Origin of the sequence: Rhodococcus sp. SG20037, from assembly GCF_031763325.1 — a bacterium.
Lineage (GTDB): Bacteria > Actinomycetota > Actinomycetes > Mycobacteriales > Mycobacteriaceae > Rhodococcus_F > Rhodococcus_F qingshengii.
This window is the reverse complement of sequence record NZ_CP134497.1, coordinates 3,794,778-3,808,563: the sequence shown is the minus strand read 5'-3', so window position 1 is coordinate 3,808,563 and position 13,786 is coordinate 3,794,778. Positions and strand designations below refer to the sequence as shown.

The window sequence follows — 13,786 nt, the reverse complement described above, 5'->3', positions numbered from 1 at the left end:
TTTTTGCTCAGTCTTGGCGAACCGGCGCATTCGCGGCGAACTTGCGGACTTCGGCGTCCTGCCACACGTGGGCGGGAACTCCGCCGCCGAGTAGCTCGCGCGCGAGCGCGGGTTGCCCGCCGATCGGTACGTCGCTGCCCGCGATGATCATGTTGCCGTAGCGGCGGCCCTTGAGCATCGCGGGATCGGCGATGATCGCCATGTGTTCGAACTGTGCGCCGATGGTTGCGGCCTCGCTGCGCGCGCCCTGGAGATCCGGGGTGTCGCCGCAGTTGACGATGTAGATGCCGCCCGGTGCGAGCACGCGTCGTACGTGGGTGGTGAATTGCGCCGTCGTCAGTGGTGTCGGAGTTGTGCTGCCGGCGAAGACATCTCGAATCACGATGTCCCGGGTGGACTCGGTGAGAGTTTCGGTGACGGCGCGGGCTTCTCCGACGCGGATGCGCAGAAGAGGCGCGCGCGGGAGGTCGAACCAATCGCGTACAAGTTCCGCCAGAGCACCGTCGATTTCGACCACCACTTGACGCGCGTCAGGGTAGGTGGCGGCGAAGTATCTGGCCATGGAGCAGGCGCCACCGCCGAGATGAAGCACCCGCAGGCGCTCGGCCTTGTCACGTTCGGAATCGACCAGATGCGCGATCCACCGCATGTACTCGAAATCGAGCACCGTGGGATCCGCGACGTTCACGTGGGAACTGGGCACTCCGTTGATCTGGATGATCCAACTGTCATCGGAGTACTGATCGCGGACTAGTTCGCACGTCCCGGTATCGATCGGAAAAGTGCCGGCGACGGGACCGGACCCGCCTCGCTCGGGAGTACTGCTGCGAGTTCTGGTCTTGCGAGTTCCCTTGGCCACTGTGTCCATGTTAGCCGTGCGCCTTTCTGGTAAAGGCGGCTACCAAAAAGGCACACGGACCGACGGTATTCTCGGGCTACTTCAGGCACACTCGTACATGGAGTGTGATCGGCGACACAAATGCCGGCGCGTTCTTTCGTCGTCCGTGCATCACGAAGAATTTCGAGGAGTGCAGGTGAAGGTCAAGGCAGCGGTAGTCAAGGCGCCAGGTCAGGCGTGGGAGATCGAAGAGGTCGAGCTGGGGGACCCGGTCTCGGGTGAGGTGCAGGTCCGACTCGCCGCATCGGGGCTGTGCCATTCGGACGAACATTTGCGTACGGGCGCCAGCCCGCTGCCCTTCTACCCGGCCCTGGGCGGGCACGAAGGCGCCGGAGTGGTGACGAAGGTCGGCCCGGGTGTCGCGAGCGTCGAAGAAGGCGACCACGTGGTTCTCGCCTTCATCCCGGCGTGCGGACGTTGTCCGTCCTGTGCGAAGGGTCTGCAGAACATCTGCGACGAGGGAGCCGGCCTGTTGACCGGGCAGGCGATCTCCGACAAGACGTACCGCGTCACCCTCGACGACGAGCCGGTCATCCAGATGTGCCTGCTCGGAACATTTTCGCCGTACGTGACCGTCAACGAGGCGTCGGTGATCAAGATCGAGAAGGACATCCCGCTCGACAAGGCGGCCTTGCTCGGCTGCGGTGTTGCCACCGGTTGGGGATCGGCCACCGCAATCGGTGGAGCCAAGGTCGGCGACACGGTGGTGGTCGTCGGCGTCGGCGGCGTCGGAATCAACTCGGTGCAGGGTGCGGCGTCCGCCGGAGCACGATTTGTGATCGCGATCGATCCCGTCGAGTTCAAGCGCGACAAGGCAAAGGAATTCGGCGCCACACACACTTTTGCCTCCCTCGAGGAAGCGCTACCGGTGATCGGCGAGATCACCTGGGGCAAGATGGCCGACGTCACCGTGATCACCGTGGGCGAGATTCACGGCGACATCATTCAGCCCGCGCTCAGCGCGACGGGCAAGGGTGGCCAGGTCGTGGTCGTCGGAATGGGGCATTACGCAGATTCGCAGGTGACGCTCAGCCTCTTCGAGCTGACCCTTCTGCAGAAGCGTTTGCAGGGAGCCATCTTCGGCGGGGTAGGGCCACGGTCCCAGATTCCCAAGTTGCTCGATCACTACCGAAGCGGCGCACTCAAACTCGACGAGTTGGTGACCAAGACTTACAAGCTCGAGGAGATCAACGAGGGGTACGCCGACATGCTCGAAGGAAAGAATCTGCGCGGGATGATCGTCTACACGGAGGACGATTACTGATCGTTTCCCTTTGACTGAAGGCTCCGGCCCGGCACCACGCTTCGTGGTGTCGGGCCGGAGTCTTCTGCCCCCACGCACATTTCTGTCGATCGATGAGTCGACTGCCCCCGTAGTGGGCACTCGCAGAGTGAGGAAACCGGGCACCGTGTCCGGATCTCAGTCCACGACTCGACAGAGAAGAGCAGAGCATGCCCTACATCACCACCTCCGACGGAACCGAGATCTACTACACCGAGCACGGCGTCGGCCGGCCGATCGTCCTCAGCCACGGGTGGCCGCTGAGTTCTGACGCGTGGCAGGTCGAGATGAAGTTGTTCGCCGACGCCGGATACCGGACCATCGCGCACGATCGTCGAGGACACGGTCGCTCGTCGAAGACGTACACCGGCAACGACATGGATACATATGCCAAGGACCTGGCTGAGCTGATCGACACACTCGACCTGAAAGACCTGGTCCTGGTTGGCCATTCGACCGGCGGCGGGGAAGTGGTCCGGTACGCGGCGCAGCACGGCAAAGGGCGCGTGGCGAAGGTGATCACCGCCGGCGCCGTACCGCCGATCATGGTCAAGTCGGACGGCAACCCCGAAGGCACACCGATCGAGGTCTTCGACGGCATCCGTGAGGGAGTTCTGCGAGACCGATCGCAGTTCTACAAGGATCTCAGCGAGAGCTTTTACGGCGCGAACCGCGAAGGTGCCGACGTCTCGCAAGGGGCGAAGGACGACTTCTGGCGGCAAGGTATGTTGGTCAACCTCGCCGCGGCCTACGACTGCGTCAAGGCATTCTCGGAGACGGACCAGACCTCCGATCTCGAAGCCATCGACGTTCCGTTCCTCATCGCTCAGGGCGACGACGATCAGATCGTGCCGATCGGCGCAGCGGCCGAGAAGGCGATCAAGCTGGTGAAGAAGGGCACGCTGAAGGTGTATCCGGGCGCACCTCACGGCATCTACGGCTCATATCAGAAGACACTGGACCAGGACATTCTCGCGTTCATCGAGGACTGACGTCAGCGAGGCGGAAGGGAGCGGAGTCGAAAGGACCAGAGTGGGAAGGATAAAATTGCCATGTCTACACACGTTGCCTCACTACGCAATGGCCCCAGTGTCTTCGAGAACGAACTCGGGTCGATCTCGCAGCTCGACACGAGTTCGTTGCCGATCCTGTCCGGTCTGTCGATCAAACGAATTGTTCTCGGTCCCGGCGCGATCCGTGAACCACAATGGAACGTCAACGCGAACCAGATCGCCTACGTCACCAGCGGAACCGTGCTCGTCTCGATGTTGGGCAATGCTGACGAGTTCGCCAGTTTCGTGGTGCGAGCGGGGCAGATGTATCACGTCGAATCCGGCGCGATTTATCACATCGAGAATGTCGGAGAGGAGGAGGCGGAGATCATCGCCGCCCTGCGTACTTCTCTGCCGCAGCACTTTTCGTTGCAGAGTAGCGTCAGCGCAATGTCGAACGCGGTGCTCGGCAATACGTACGATCTCGCCGCATCGGCCTTCGACGTCTTCGGTAGAGCCGATGCGTCCCAGATAGTTCGGCGGGACGGCGCCGCCGTCGTTCCCGATACCGCCGGCCTTCCCAACGCGCATCTCTTCGATCTCGAAGGCCAGATCGCGCCTCTCGCATATCCGTACGGACAGGCGAAAGTGGCGCGAAAGCAGTATTGGGCGGCGCTGGAGGATCTTTCGATGTACTCGTTGACTATTCGCGAGAGTGGAATGCGTGAGCCACACTGGCATCCCGTCACTGCCGAAATGGGATACGTGCATCGTGGTCACGGGCGGATGACGGTCCTCGATCCGGACGGTTCGCTCGACACCTACCTACTGGAGCCCGGTCAGGTGTATTTCGTTCCGCGTGCCTATCCCCATCATATCGAGGTTCTAGGTGACGAGGACATCAATTTCCTCATCTTCTTCGACCAGCCGACACCGGGCGACATAGGCTACCGTGCAACGGCTTCCGCGTTCTCGCGCAGCGTTCTCTCGGCCTCGTTCGGCGTTCCGGAGCGGGAGCTGCCGCACTTCCCTTTCACTCCGATCGATCCGCTCATCGTCTCGCGGATCAATCCGATCGACCGCCAGCACTGACCGGCAAGGACGCCCATCATGGCCACCACGCTCACCGTGACCGATCACGGGACGATGCTCGACTTCACGTACGAGGACGCCCTCCGCTATCACGGTCCGCAGGCCCCGGGCGGCGTGGCGCATGCCTACAAGGTTCTCGAGCGCGCTCTCGGTGTGCTCGGCGGGGAAGGCTCCGTCGAGCGTCGCGAGCTGGTCGTCACCACCGCACACGGCGGACCAGGAGTGCGCGATGCGTTCGAGTTGGTCACGCGCGCGGTGACCGAAGGGCGGTACACCGTTGACAGTTCCTTGGCCAGGCGTGAACGTGGAAATACGCTCGCGCTGTATGTATTTCGGATCACCTATCGCGGCGCGAGCGTCACGCTGACTGTTCGGGAGGGGTTCGTCGTCGACGAGTTCATCACTCTGTCCCGTAAGTCCGACCGGACGGCCGAAGACGAGTCACGGCTGACAGAGCTCAAGCAGGAGATGGCGGATCGAGTGATGTCGAGCCCGGCCGAGAGCGTGTACGACGTCGACACCGGCACGCTCCCCGTCTGAGCGACGGCGGCGCAGGCGTCAGTGTGCAGAAATCTGGGCTGTCTGAAGTCAGCGGCTGGCGAACATCCTTATTCGTTGGTCGCGGCTGCGCTCGAGATGGTTGCGCATGTGACCACGTGCGGACGATTCGTCCCGGGCGCGGATGGCGTTCAGGATCTCTTGATGCTCCGAATTGAGCAGGTCAGGTTCGCCGTAGTTCGACGGCGGGCCGCTGTCGTAGATTCGCAATTGGGTGGTGAGGCGGATCAGCAATGAGGTGATCGTGGAATTGTGGGCGGCCTGCCAGAGGGCCTCGTGAAACTTGAAGTTTCCGGCACGAACCTCGGTGCCTTCTGTTGCAGTGCAGCAGAACTCGTGCAATCCGTCCAGGCGGGCAAGGTCGAGATCGCTGTGGCGGAGTGCGGCGGCGCCGGCGGCTTCCGATTCGAGGGCAACCCGCGCTGCGTAGATTTCGATGACGTCCTCGGGTGTGCCGGAACGGACACGAAAACCGCGGGCGGCTCGTTCGAGTAGACCGTCGTGCGCGAGCCAGTTGAGTGCCTCGCGGATCGGGGTACGCGATGCGCCGTACGATTCGCACAATTGAGTCTCGTGCAGCGGAGAGCCCTGGGGGAACTTGCCGGCCAGGATGTCGGCTCGCAGGCGCAGGTACTGCCGCGAGGTCTGATCGGACCGGCCCAGCGCAGCCTCCGGCACCAGCAGATCGGTGGTGCTCGTATCGGCGTCGAGATCCATGTGTCCTCATTCCTGTGCATGCAAGTAGAGCGCGTTCGATTATGCCATCGGCGACGAGTGAGTACTTGCGTATACGCTAGTACTCATTTAGGTTCGTGCTTGTTCGTTTCCGAGGGAGAGGGTCTGAAGTGGCTGGAGAGACCGCGTCGCCGCTGGTGAGTGCTGCTGAACTCGACGCGATGCTGCGCGAGGGAGGCGTCGCTGTGCTCGACGCGACGGTTCATTTTCCTCCCGCTCGATTCGACGGCGACTATCGCCCGGAGTCCGGGTACGACGGCTGGGTTTCCTCGCACATCCCGGGTTCCCGACACGTCGACCTCATGGACGTCTTTTCCGAAAGGGAAGCGGCGCTGCATTTCACACGCCCGTCAACGGAGCAGTTGATGTCCGATCTCCAATCCAGTGGTATCGAACCGGGTGCGACAATCGTGATCTACGACCAGGGTTCGACCACTTGGGCATCACGGCTCTGGTGGGTGTTTCGCAACGCCGGCATCGAAGCAAGGGTCCTCGACGGTGGCCTCGCCGAATGGACTCGATGCGGCTTCGCCCTCGCGAGCGGCGACGACGTCACCCACACGTCGGCGTCGAAGCGTTGGAGTGTGACGGACCTTGGCCTGTGGGTCGATCTACCTCGCGTTGCCTCACTGTCCGCAGGAGAAGAAGCCGGAACGCTGGTGTGCGCGCTGGCGCCTGAGCAGTACGAGGGAACGGAGAAGACGCGATATTCGCGACGCGGACATATTCCGTCAAGTGTGAATCTGTCTGCGAAGGGTCTTCTCGACGCCGATGCCCGGATGCTTCCGGCGGACGATGTTCGGTCGAAATCTGCTGACGTTCTACCACCCGTCGCTGAACCTGTCGTGATCTATTGCGGCGGTGGAGTTTCGGCGTGCCTGACAGCACTCGCACTGATCCGCGGCGGCTATGAGGACGTCAAGGTCTACGACGGTTCATTGGAGGAATGGACTGCAGATCCGACTTTGCCGATGGTTGTCGGCGGTGAGCCCGGCGGCGCGCTTGCGGATGTTCGATGTCCGCGGTCCTGAATCGCCGCAGTCCTCAATTACCTCCCGTTCTGAAGGAATTCTCATGTCTGACACTGTCTCTGTCGAAACCGTCGCGTCGGCGATCGACGCACTCCGCGATCAGGTACCGCTCGTCCAGTCGCTGACCAACATCGTTTCTGCGAACTTCTTGACCAATGTTCTGCTCGCCGCCGGCGCAAGCAACGCTCACATCGACAACGTCCACGAAGCGGGTGGGTTCGCTGCCATCGCCGGGGGAGTGCTCGTCAACCTCGGAACGCCGGACGACGGGACAGCCGAAGCTTTCCTGATAGCAGCAGAAGCGGCCCGAACTGCCGGTACGCCATGGGTTTTGGATCCCGTCGGTGTCGGCGGACTACCCTGGCGGAGCGGTATCGCTGTGGATCTGCTGCGCTTTCACCCCAGCGCCATCCGCGGGAACGCATCGGAGATCATCGCTCTGGCCGGACTCGGCGGTGACACCCGCGGCGTCGACAGTGCCTCCGATTCCGCCGACGCAGTGCCCGCCGCTCTGTCACTCCTGAAGCGTGCGGATGCCGTGTCGGCATCCGGACCGGTCGACTACATCGTCGGCCGCGATGGTGGCGGCGACGTTCGGGGCATCCGAGTCTCCGGTGGCAGCGCTCTGTTGCCGCGCGTGACCAGTACCGGTTGCTCTCTGGGAGGCCTGGTCGCTGCCTACCTCGCCGTCACGTCGACCGCGCTGGACGGATTGGTTGCCGCGCATACGCATGTTGCCGTGGCATCGGAGATCGCCGAGGAAAATGCCTCAGGTCCTGGTTCTTTCGCGGTCGCATACCTCGACGCGCTCTACAGCGTGAATGCGGACACCATCCGTTCGCGTGCCCGAATCGAATCGTTCGACCTGCCGGCTGGAGTGCAGAACTGATGGGCATCAAGACATTCTGGTATCTCACCCAGGCAGACGGGGACTACCCGTGGAGCCCCGGTGGGCTGTTCCCCGTGGACGGGGCCAGGCAGATCGAGCTCGCGAAGACCATCGACGACGGCGGATTCGAAGGTGCGCTTGTTGCCACCTGGCCGAACGATCCGTTCATCTCGGCGACGTGGGCGGCAGCGCACACCACGCGCATGAAGTTCCTCGTCGCCGTCTACGCGAACATGACGCCGGTGCGACTGCTGGCGGAGAAGGCATTGACTTTCGACGCCTTCAGCGGCGGCCGACTGTTGATCAACTCGGTCAACGGACGCGAGAACATCCTGACCAAGTACGACATGAACGTGCCCCACGACGAGCGTTACGAGTTGGGGGAACAGTACTGGGCGGACTTCCGCCGCATCTACGCCGAAGGCACGGAGTCGAACTTTCCCAACACACCACTGCGTATCGATGCGCCCGCTGGGCATCAGGTTCCGCTGTGGGGTACCGGTGATTCGCCTGCAGGCCTGGCGAATTCAGGCAAGGTGCTCGACACCTACTTGGCGATGCTGCGCGAGACTTCGTTCATCGAAGACAAATTCTCTGCCGCACGGGCGGCGGCGGAGGCAGCCGGGCGCGAGTTCACCGACTTCGGTGCGCTCACCGGTGTGATCGTTCGCCCCACCAAGGCGCAGGCGCACGACCGGTTCCGTTCGTTGTTCGAGAAGACGGGCGTCGAGCAGATCGCTCATGTCTTGGACAACGCAGTGCGTCGTCGTACTCAGGGGAAGCAAGACCTCAAGACCTTCACCGCCCGCGACGCTCAGCGACAGGGTTGGGCGGACAAGATTGCCTCCGGCCGACTTCCGGAACCGGAGGAGTTGTACGTCGGTGACGGGCTGTACGCGGGTATCACGGCGTGGTCACCCCTCGACATCTTCGGCACCGGGTCATCGGCCGTGTACTACGTCGGCGATCCGGATTCGATCACGGACTCGGTACGCACGCTTCGCAGCCGAACCGGTTTGACTGCACTGATCCTGGCAGGTTGGCCTCTGATCGAGGAGGCGAAGTGGGTTGCGGAGCATCTTGTTCCGCGATTCGACGAACTCAGCTGACGGCGCGCCGCAAGACAGTGGCACCGAGACCTAGAACGTCGCGGAGAAATGCTGTGGCAGTGTCGATTTCAGACGCAGTACATTCGAGAAGGATCTTGACTTCCACGTCCTTCTTGACGATGTCGGCAACAACGGCCACGGCGACAACACCGTTGCCGACGGCCGAGCCTCGGAACAGATCGATCCCGTCGCCGTCCGCGCTGACCGTGCCGTCGAGATAGCCGTAGTCGAGCGGATAGATCGCATCGGGGTACCGCGGGTGTGCCGACCCTCGGGGGCGATCGATCACGACAGCTGACGTGGCAGCCAGGTGATCGAGGGCGGCGAACAGTTCTTCACTCATCGTTACCGGTGCTCGCGCAGTAGCTGAGTCGGTGTCAGGCCTGCCAGTGCACGCGTATCGCGTGCGAGGTGGGCTTGGTCGGCGTAGCCGGCGCGACCGGCCAGCGACGACAGCGTGAGATTTGCGCCGCGGCTGAGAGTCAACACGTCCTGCATTCGTTGCACCTTCTGAATCAGTTTGGGGGACAGCCCGACCGCCGATGTGATCGATCGTCTGAAATGACGTTCGGAAACACCGAGGTCTGCAGCAATCTCTCGTATCGGCGTGGAAGGGGAGGAGATGAGCGCGGAGTAACCACGCTCGATTCCGTGGTCGGGTTCCAGTCCGCGCCACAACTGGCCCAGTAGGTGAGCGTCGACTGCCTCGTGGCTCAGGGCGTCGGCAAGTACCCGCGCTTGTCTGGAAGTGAGGATGTCGTCGAAGGCGATCTTCGAATCCTGCACCGCGTCGGCAGCTGTGCCGAGCAGGCTCCGCAGAGCCGGTGGATTGATCCGGATGCCCCACATGGTTGTACCGGCGGCGACCGAAACCAGATCGGCACCGGTGGCAGGTCCGACGAGCCACGACTTTCCGGTGCTGTCGACGATGAAGTCGGCGCAGAGATCGGGAAGAATCCGCTTTGCTTCCGTGGGCGTATGGGCTTCGCTGGTGCTTTTCCACGTGCAACTGAAGACGCCGGCCGAATCGGTGATCTGAGTCTCGATATAGGTGTGGCCGTTTTGTTCAAGACTCGACGCTACCGTCCGACTACCGTCGAGAGCGAGGGTGTCAGCGCCGGTCATCAGATCATCGTCACACACTCGCCGATCACTTCTCGACCTGAAACAGGAGAAATACCGTGTCCGTCTCTCCGAGACTCGATCTCGTCGGAATCGTCACCAACGATCTCGCTCGTTCCCTCGCGTTCTACCGAACCCTCGGGCTCGGCATTCCGGAAACACCCGCTGACGCTCCGCATGTGGAGTTCACTTTCGACGGTGGGCTTCGGCTGGCCTGGGACGCGCTGTCCACCATCGCGAGCTTCGATCCTGACTTCGCCGTCGGGGAAGGTCGACACCCCGTCGCCTTGGCCTTCGATTTCGGGACTCCCGCCGCAGTCGACGAGGCGTATCAGCGCATAACAGCAGAGTTCCCCGGGCACAAGGCGCCCTTCGACGCCGTGTGGGGCCAGCGTTACGCCGTTCTTCTCGATCCGGACGGCAACACCGTGGATCTCTTTGCCACGCTCTGATTTTCGAACGGCGCAGGCCCCGAACGAATATCGGTCGGGGCCTGCGATTGTCGTTGATCCAGTTGTCAGTTCACCAAGCGTCGAGGGTGTCGAGGATCTGGCCTCGGGCCTTCCACAATTCCGCACCCCAGTACGGCCACGAATGCGTGCCGTTGGCCGGGAAGCTGTACGTTGCCGGAATTCCCAGCGAGTTCATGCGCAACTGGAATGCGCGTGAGTTCATCAAGGCCAGTGCTTCGAGGCCGATTGCACTACCGGTGTTTACGAAGTCGACGGGACGACGCGGTTGATCGAACTGCCCGGGTAGGCCGCTCGCAGCGGATATGTACAGCGAGAGCCCAGCCAGTTCGGGTGCAAACACGAAGGGATCGTTGCGGAGCCAAGCGGGGTTCCACGGCGGTCCCCACATTGCATCGACATTGAAGGACCCGGCGCTGACCATGGCCACCCGGATCGCCTCACGCATGCCTGGAGCTGAGATGTTGAGGTATCCCGAGAGCGAACCGGCGAACTTGAACTGATCGCGGTGGTAGGCGGCTAGCGTCAGTGCCGCGCTGCCACCCATGGACAGTCCGAGCACGCCGTTGTTGGTTCGGGAGACGCCGCGCGATTCCAGATAGGCGGGAAGTTCCTGGGTGAGGAAGGTTTCCCATTTGTACGTGACCGGCTGGCGATTCAAATTGCTGTTCGCATACCAGTCGGAGTAAAAGCTGGACTGCCCGCCGACCGGCATGACCAGCGTGACGTTGTCGCCGCGATACTGCTCGAGAGCGTTGGTCTCGAAACTCCATGCGTTTCGGTCGTCGCGTGCTCGTAGGCCATCGAGAAGATAGAGCGCCGCGTTGCCGCCGCGCGAAGCCCACTGGATCTGAACCTTGATCGGTCCCATCGACGAGTCTACGAACACTTCCTCGTAGCCACCGGCCGGGGCGGTACGCGCGGGCGCTGCGGTCGCTACCGATCCGCTGATCAGGCCTGCGGTCAGGGGGAGTGCGAGTGCTGTCGCTGCGAGGCCCAGGATCCGACGCTTGATTCGTTTCGAAATACGGTTTCTCGAAAGATCCGGGTTCGAAATATCTGGGTTCTTCGCCAAATCTGTGTGAGCCTCGTGCATGTATCACTCCCGCCCCAAAGGTGCTTGCACACCGAAATCCGACCGAGCCCCCCGAGGCGCGGAATTCCTTATGACACTAAGTGGTCTGTATTGACCTCGACGGCACCGTTACCGGTTCGTTATCAAACTGGTCCGATTTACCGTAATGCCGTCAGGCGTCGTCGACCGGAGGTTGTGCCACGATTTGCCAACCTCCACGAATCAGGTGTTCACGTACCCGAGCGACGTCCGATTCGTGCGGAATATCGTCGGTGACCTTGGTGATGAGGACGCCGATGTCGATCGGATCGACCGAACCGGGAAAGTCGATCGGATCGACCGGAAGCGGAAAGCCGGCGACGAGATCGTCAGCAAGAACGGCGATCTCGTCGTCGGACAGTTGTCGCCGGAGCAGGGCCATCAAAGGGACGTAGTCCTGCTCCGGCACACCGTTCGGATACCCGGCACGCAGCCAGCCGAGTATCGAAGCCAGAAGTGGTGGAAGACTCAACGAATCGAGCTTCAGTGGTTGTCGAGATCAGCGAGGGGCCACCCGGCGGCAGCAAGGACGGAGGCAACGCGCGCGATGTCCTCGTCCGAGGGAGTCTGGCTCGTCAGATCGGCGATCTGAGCGCTGATCTCGTCGCTCGAGATCACCTGGTCGCTGTTGACGTCGCTCAGTTCTGCGAGTGCAGCGCCGATGGCAATGTCTCGAATTTGCGCGTCCGAGAGTTTGCGTCGTAGCAATGCGACCAGCGGAATGCGGTCCTTGGGCGGTATGCCTTCGGGGTAGCCGGCGCGAAGCCAGTCAAGAATGGATTGAGGAAGGGATGGAGTCGGTGCAGTCACGGTGATGTCTTTCCGCTCGTGAGGGCGCACGGGATCAGAAGATCTCGATGCCGAATGTGTGGCTGAGGAAGCCCTGCATGATGAAGAGGATTCCGGTGACGATCGCGATGAGCACGACCGCGAAGCACACCACTGCGCCTGCCACGGCCAACGGACTGCGAGCCGCGACGGCAGTGCTCCCGCCGCCACTGCCACGTTGTCCGGCGTCGAGCGACTTCAGGCCGATTGCGAAGATCGCCGGTAGTCCGGCGCCCAGCAGGAGGCCGACCAGTACGACCTGCCAGAGCGAGTCGACGGTGTTTTTCAAGATATCCATGTCGATTCCCTCTTTCAGGCTTTGGCGTCGGTGGTGACGCGGGCGTCCGGACCGGGGACCTCTGCAGGCACCAGGCCGCCGTCCCACTCGGCGTTGACGTTGCTCGGATCGATGGGCTCCTTGCGGGAGCGCAGGTACATCCAGCCGGCCAACGCGATGAGCACGGCGAAGACGACCAGGACACCGGGCAGGCCGCCGACGATGTCGGCCAGTCCCCAGCACAGAGCGCCGACGATTGCAGCGGACGGAAGAGTGATCAACCAGGCGACCGCCATACGTCCGGCTACGCCCCAACGAACTTCGGCGCCCTTGCGTCCCAGACCGGTTCCCATGATGGAACCCGTCGCCACATGGGTGGTGGAGAGCGGAAGGCCGAGGTGGCTGGAGGTGAGAATGATTGCAGCAGAGGATGCTTCGGCTGCCATGCCTTGTGGTGCGGCAATCTCGACAAGTCCCTTGCCGAGAGTGCGGATGACTCGCCAACCGCCGAGGTAGGTTCCGGCAGCGATCGCGAGCGCACAGGTGAGCTTGACCCAGAACGGCATGTCCGCGTCGGCGGAAATGGTTCCGTGGGCGACCAGGGCGAGGAAGATGACGCCCATGGTCTTCTGAGCGTCGTTGGTGCCGTGTGCGAGGGAAACGAGTGAAGCCGAACCGATCTGGCCGAGTCGGAAACCTTTGTCCTTGGTTTCTTCTCCGACGTTGGAGGTGATGCGGTAGATGAGCCAGGTGCCGGCCGCGGCAACCAAGCCGGCCACGACGGGCGCGAGAACTGCGGGGATGACAACCTTGCTGAGGACGCCGCTCCAGGCGACACCGCTCATTCCGAGGGACGCGATTGCGGCGCCGATCAGTCCGCCGAACAGCGCGTGTGAGGAACTCGAGGGGATGCCGAGCAACCACGTTGCCAGGTTCCAGATGATGCCGCCGACAAGGCCGGCGAAGACGATGGTGAGCAGCGCTTGGCCACCCACATTTCCGAGGTTCACCACACCCTTGGCCACAGTGGCAGCAACCTCTACCGAGAGGAAAGCTCCGACCAGGTTCAAGGAAGCAGACAGAGCGACTGCCACCTTGGGCTTGAGGGCGCCGGTTGCAATCGACGTGGCCATAGCGTTGCCAGTGTCATGAAAACCGTTGGTGAAGTCGAACCCCAGAGCGGTTACGACGACGACGAGGAGAACGATGAGTTCCGCATTCACGAGAAGTCATGTTCCAACACCTCCGGGCCTCAAATCGACCTCAGACGTGGTCGTTCCGCGACATTTCCACCACTCGGCACCTGTTGTTCACCTTCGTCCGGATAATTGTCCGTTTTGAAACGCCTGAGGCAGAGAAAATTCATTCGTGTGCATGGTCGTGGAGTTC

Annotated in this window: 17 protein-coding genes; 8 read left to right on the top strand and 9 right to left on the bottom strand. The window is 62.2% G+C overall.

Features of this window, described 5'->3' with window-relative positions; translation table 11 throughout:
- Positions 1-7 precede the first annotated feature (7 nt).
- The gene (locus RHP72_RS17430) at positions 8-868 is read right to left on the bottom strand and encodes a fused MFS/spermidine synthase (RefSeq protein WP_311093635.1); all 861 of its coding nucleotides are present in this window, start codon (positions 866-868) and stop codon (positions 8-10) included.
- A 166-nt stretch (positions 869-1,034) separates the two neighbouring features.
- Here RHP72_RS17430 and RHP72_RS17425 point away from each other — a divergent pair, with 166 nt between their 5' ends.
- The 4 genes from RHP72_RS17425 to RHP72_RS17410 all read left to right on the top strand — a co-directional run bounded on the left by RHP72_RS17425 (position 1,035) and on the right by RHP72_RS17410 (position 4,804).
- Positions 1,035-2,162, top strand: a complete 1,128-nt coding sequence (locus RHP72_RS17425) for an NDMA-dependent alcohol dehydrogenase (protein WP_003941634.1) — start codon at positions 1,035-1,037, stop codon at positions 2,160-2,162.
- 188 nt (positions 2,163-2,350) lie between these two features.
- Complete coding sequence (locus tag RHP72_RS17420) at positions 2,351-3,172, top strand: alpha/beta fold hydrolase (protein ID WP_003941629.1); 822 nt, start codon at positions 2,351-2,353, stop codon at positions 3,170-3,172.
- A 60-nt stretch (positions 3,173-3,232) separates the two neighbouring features.
- Positions 3,233-4,264 (top strand): cupin domain-containing protein, encoded by a 1,032-nt coding sequence (locus RHP72_RS17415; RefSeq protein ID WP_007735448.1) that lies wholly within the window; start codon positions 3,233-3,235, stop codon positions 4,262-4,264.
- 18 nt (positions 4,265-4,282) lie between these two features.
- A complete protein-coding gene (locus RHP72_RS17410) occupies positions 4,283-4,804 on the top strand; it encodes a hypothetical protein (RefSeq protein WP_042445775.1) in 522 nt (173 codons plus the stop codon).
- A gap of 48 nt (positions 4,805-4,852) precedes the next feature.
- Here the strand turns inward: RHP72_RS17410 and RHP72_RS17405 are convergent, their stop codons facing one another.
- Entirely contained in the window at positions 4,853-5,539 is a 687-nt protein-coding gene (locus tag RHP72_RS17405) for a GntR family transcriptional regulator (protein ID WP_003941581.1), read from the bottom strand.
- Positions 5,540-5,667: 128 nt separating this feature from the next.
- Here RHP72_RS17405 and RHP72_RS17400 point away from each other — a divergent pair, with 128 nt between their 5' ends.
- From RHP72_RS17400 to RHP72_RS17390, 3 genes are read left to right on the top strand one after another with little or no spacing between them, the layout of a single operon-like run.
- Positions 5,668-6,588, top strand: coding sequence for a sulfurtransferase (locus RHP72_RS17400; protein WP_073512201.1), 921 nt, complete (start codon positions 5,668-5,670; stop codon positions 6,586-6,588).
- Positions 6,589-6,631: 43 nt separating this feature from the next.
- On the top strand, positions 6,632-7,477 hold the full coding sequence (thiM, locus tag RHP72_RS17395; protein ID WP_050656432.1) for a hydroxyethylthiazole kinase: 846 nt from the start codon (positions 6,632-6,634) through the stop codon (positions 7,475-7,477).
- The gene (locus RHP72_RS17390) at positions 7,477-8,586 is read left to right on the top strand and encodes an LLM class flavin-dependent oxidoreductase (protein WP_073512202.1); all 1,110 of its coding nucleotides are present in this window, start codon (positions 7,477-7,479) and stop codon (positions 8,584-8,586) included. Before thiM ends, RHP72_RS17390 begins: the two co-directional genes overlap by 1 nt.
- Here the strand turns inward: RHP72_RS17390 and RHP72_RS17385 are convergent.
- Positions 8,579-8,929 (bottom strand): inorganic pyrophosphatase, encoded by a 351-nt coding sequence (locus RHP72_RS17385; protein WP_047270827.1) that lies wholly within the window; start codon positions 8,927-8,929, stop codon positions 8,579-8,581. The two genes, RHP72_RS17390 and RHP72_RS17385, sit on opposite strands and share 8 nt — an antisense overlap.
- A gap of 2 nt (positions 8,930-8,931) precedes the next feature.
- Complete coding sequence (locus tag RHP72_RS17380; protein ID WP_228232662.1) at positions 8,932-9,711, bottom strand: AraC family transcriptional regulator; 780 nt, start codon at positions 9,709-9,711, stop codon at positions 8,932-8,934.
- 56 nt (positions 9,712-9,767) lie between these two features.
- Between RHP72_RS17380 and RHP72_RS17375 the strand changes: the two genes are divergently transcribed.
- A complete protein-coding gene (locus RHP72_RS17375) occupies positions 9,768-10,160 on the top strand; it encodes a VOC family protein (RefSeq protein WP_030537550.1) in 393 nt (130 codons plus the stop codon).
- Between the two features lie 70 nt (positions 10,161-10,230).
- Here RHP72_RS17375 and RHP72_RS17370 read toward each other — a convergent pair whose 3' ends face one another.
- The 5 genes from RHP72_RS17370 to RHP72_RS17350 form a co-directional block, all read right to left on the bottom strand.
- On the bottom strand, positions 10,231-11,274 hold the full coding sequence (locus RHP72_RS17370) for an alpha/beta hydrolase family protein (RefSeq protein WP_178377298.1): 1,044 nt from the start codon (positions 11,272-11,274) through the stop codon (positions 10,231-10,233).
- Between the two features lie 151 nt (positions 11,275-11,425).
- Complete coding sequence (locus RHP72_RS17365) at positions 11,426-11,764, bottom strand: DUF3349 domain-containing protein (protein WP_007735437.1); 339 nt, start codon at positions 11,762-11,764, stop codon at positions 11,426-11,428.
- A gap of 11 nt (positions 11,765-11,775) precedes the next feature.
- Complete coding sequence (locus RHP72_RS17360; protein ID WP_003941653.1) at positions 11,776-12,102, bottom strand: DUF3349 domain-containing protein; 327 nt, start codon at positions 12,100-12,102, stop codon at positions 11,776-11,778.
- A 34-nt stretch (positions 12,103-12,136) separates the two neighbouring features.
- Positions 12,137-12,418 (bottom strand): hypothetical protein, encoded by a 282-nt coding sequence (locus RHP72_RS17355; protein ID WP_003941641.1) that lies wholly within the window; start codon positions 12,416-12,418, stop codon positions 12,137-12,139.
- Positions 12,419-12,432: 14 nt separating this feature from the next.
- Positions 12,433-13,620 (bottom strand): inorganic phosphate transporter, encoded by a 1,188-nt coding sequence (locus RHP72_RS17350; protein WP_007735433.1) that lies wholly within the window; start codon positions 13,618-13,620, stop codon positions 12,433-12,435.
- Positions 13,621-13,786 lie beyond the last annotated feature (166 nt).

Coding starts and splice junctions, on each gene's coding strand:
- RHP72_RS17430 (WP_311093635.1), bottom strand. CDS start 868: ATGGACACAGTGGCCAAGGGAACTCGCAAGACCAGAACTCGCAGCAGT.
- RHP72_RS17420 (WP_003941629.1), top strand. CDS start 2,351: ATGCCCTACATCACCACCTCCGACGGAACCGAGATCTACTACACCGAG.
- RHP72_RS17415 (WP_007735448.1), top strand. CDS start 3,233: ATGTCTACACACGTTGCCTCACTACGCAATGGCCCCAGTGTCTTCGAG.
- RHP72_RS17410 (WP_042445775.1), top strand. CDS start 4,283: ATGGCCACCACGCTCACCGTGACCGATCACGGGACGATGCTCGACTTC.
- RHP72_RS17405 (WP_003941581.1), bottom strand. CDS start 5,539: ATGGATCTCGACGCCGATACGAGCACCACCGATCTGCTGGTGCCGGAG.
- thiM (WP_050656432.1), top strand. CDS start 6,632: ATGTCTGACACTGTCTCTGTCGAAACCGTCGCGTCGGCGATCGACGCA.
- RHP72_RS17390 (WP_073512202.1), top strand. CDS start 7,477: ATGGGCATCAAGACATTCTGGTATCTCACCCAGGCAGACGGGGACTAC.
- RHP72_RS17385 (WP_047270827.1), bottom strand. CDS start 8,929: ATGAGTGAAGAACTGTTCGCCGCCCTCGATCACCTGGCTGCCACGTCA.
- RHP72_RS17380 (WP_228232662.1), bottom strand. CDS start 9,711: ATGACCGGCGCTGACACCCTCGCTCTCGACGGTAGTCGGACGGTAGCG.
- RHP72_RS17370 (WP_178377298.1), bottom strand. CDS start 11,274: ATGCACGAGGCTCACACAGATTTGGCGAAGAACCCAGATATTTCGAAC.
- RHP72_RS17355 (WP_003941641.1), bottom strand. CDS start 12,418: ATGGATATCTTGAAAAACACCGTCGACTCGCTCTGGCAGGTCGTACTG.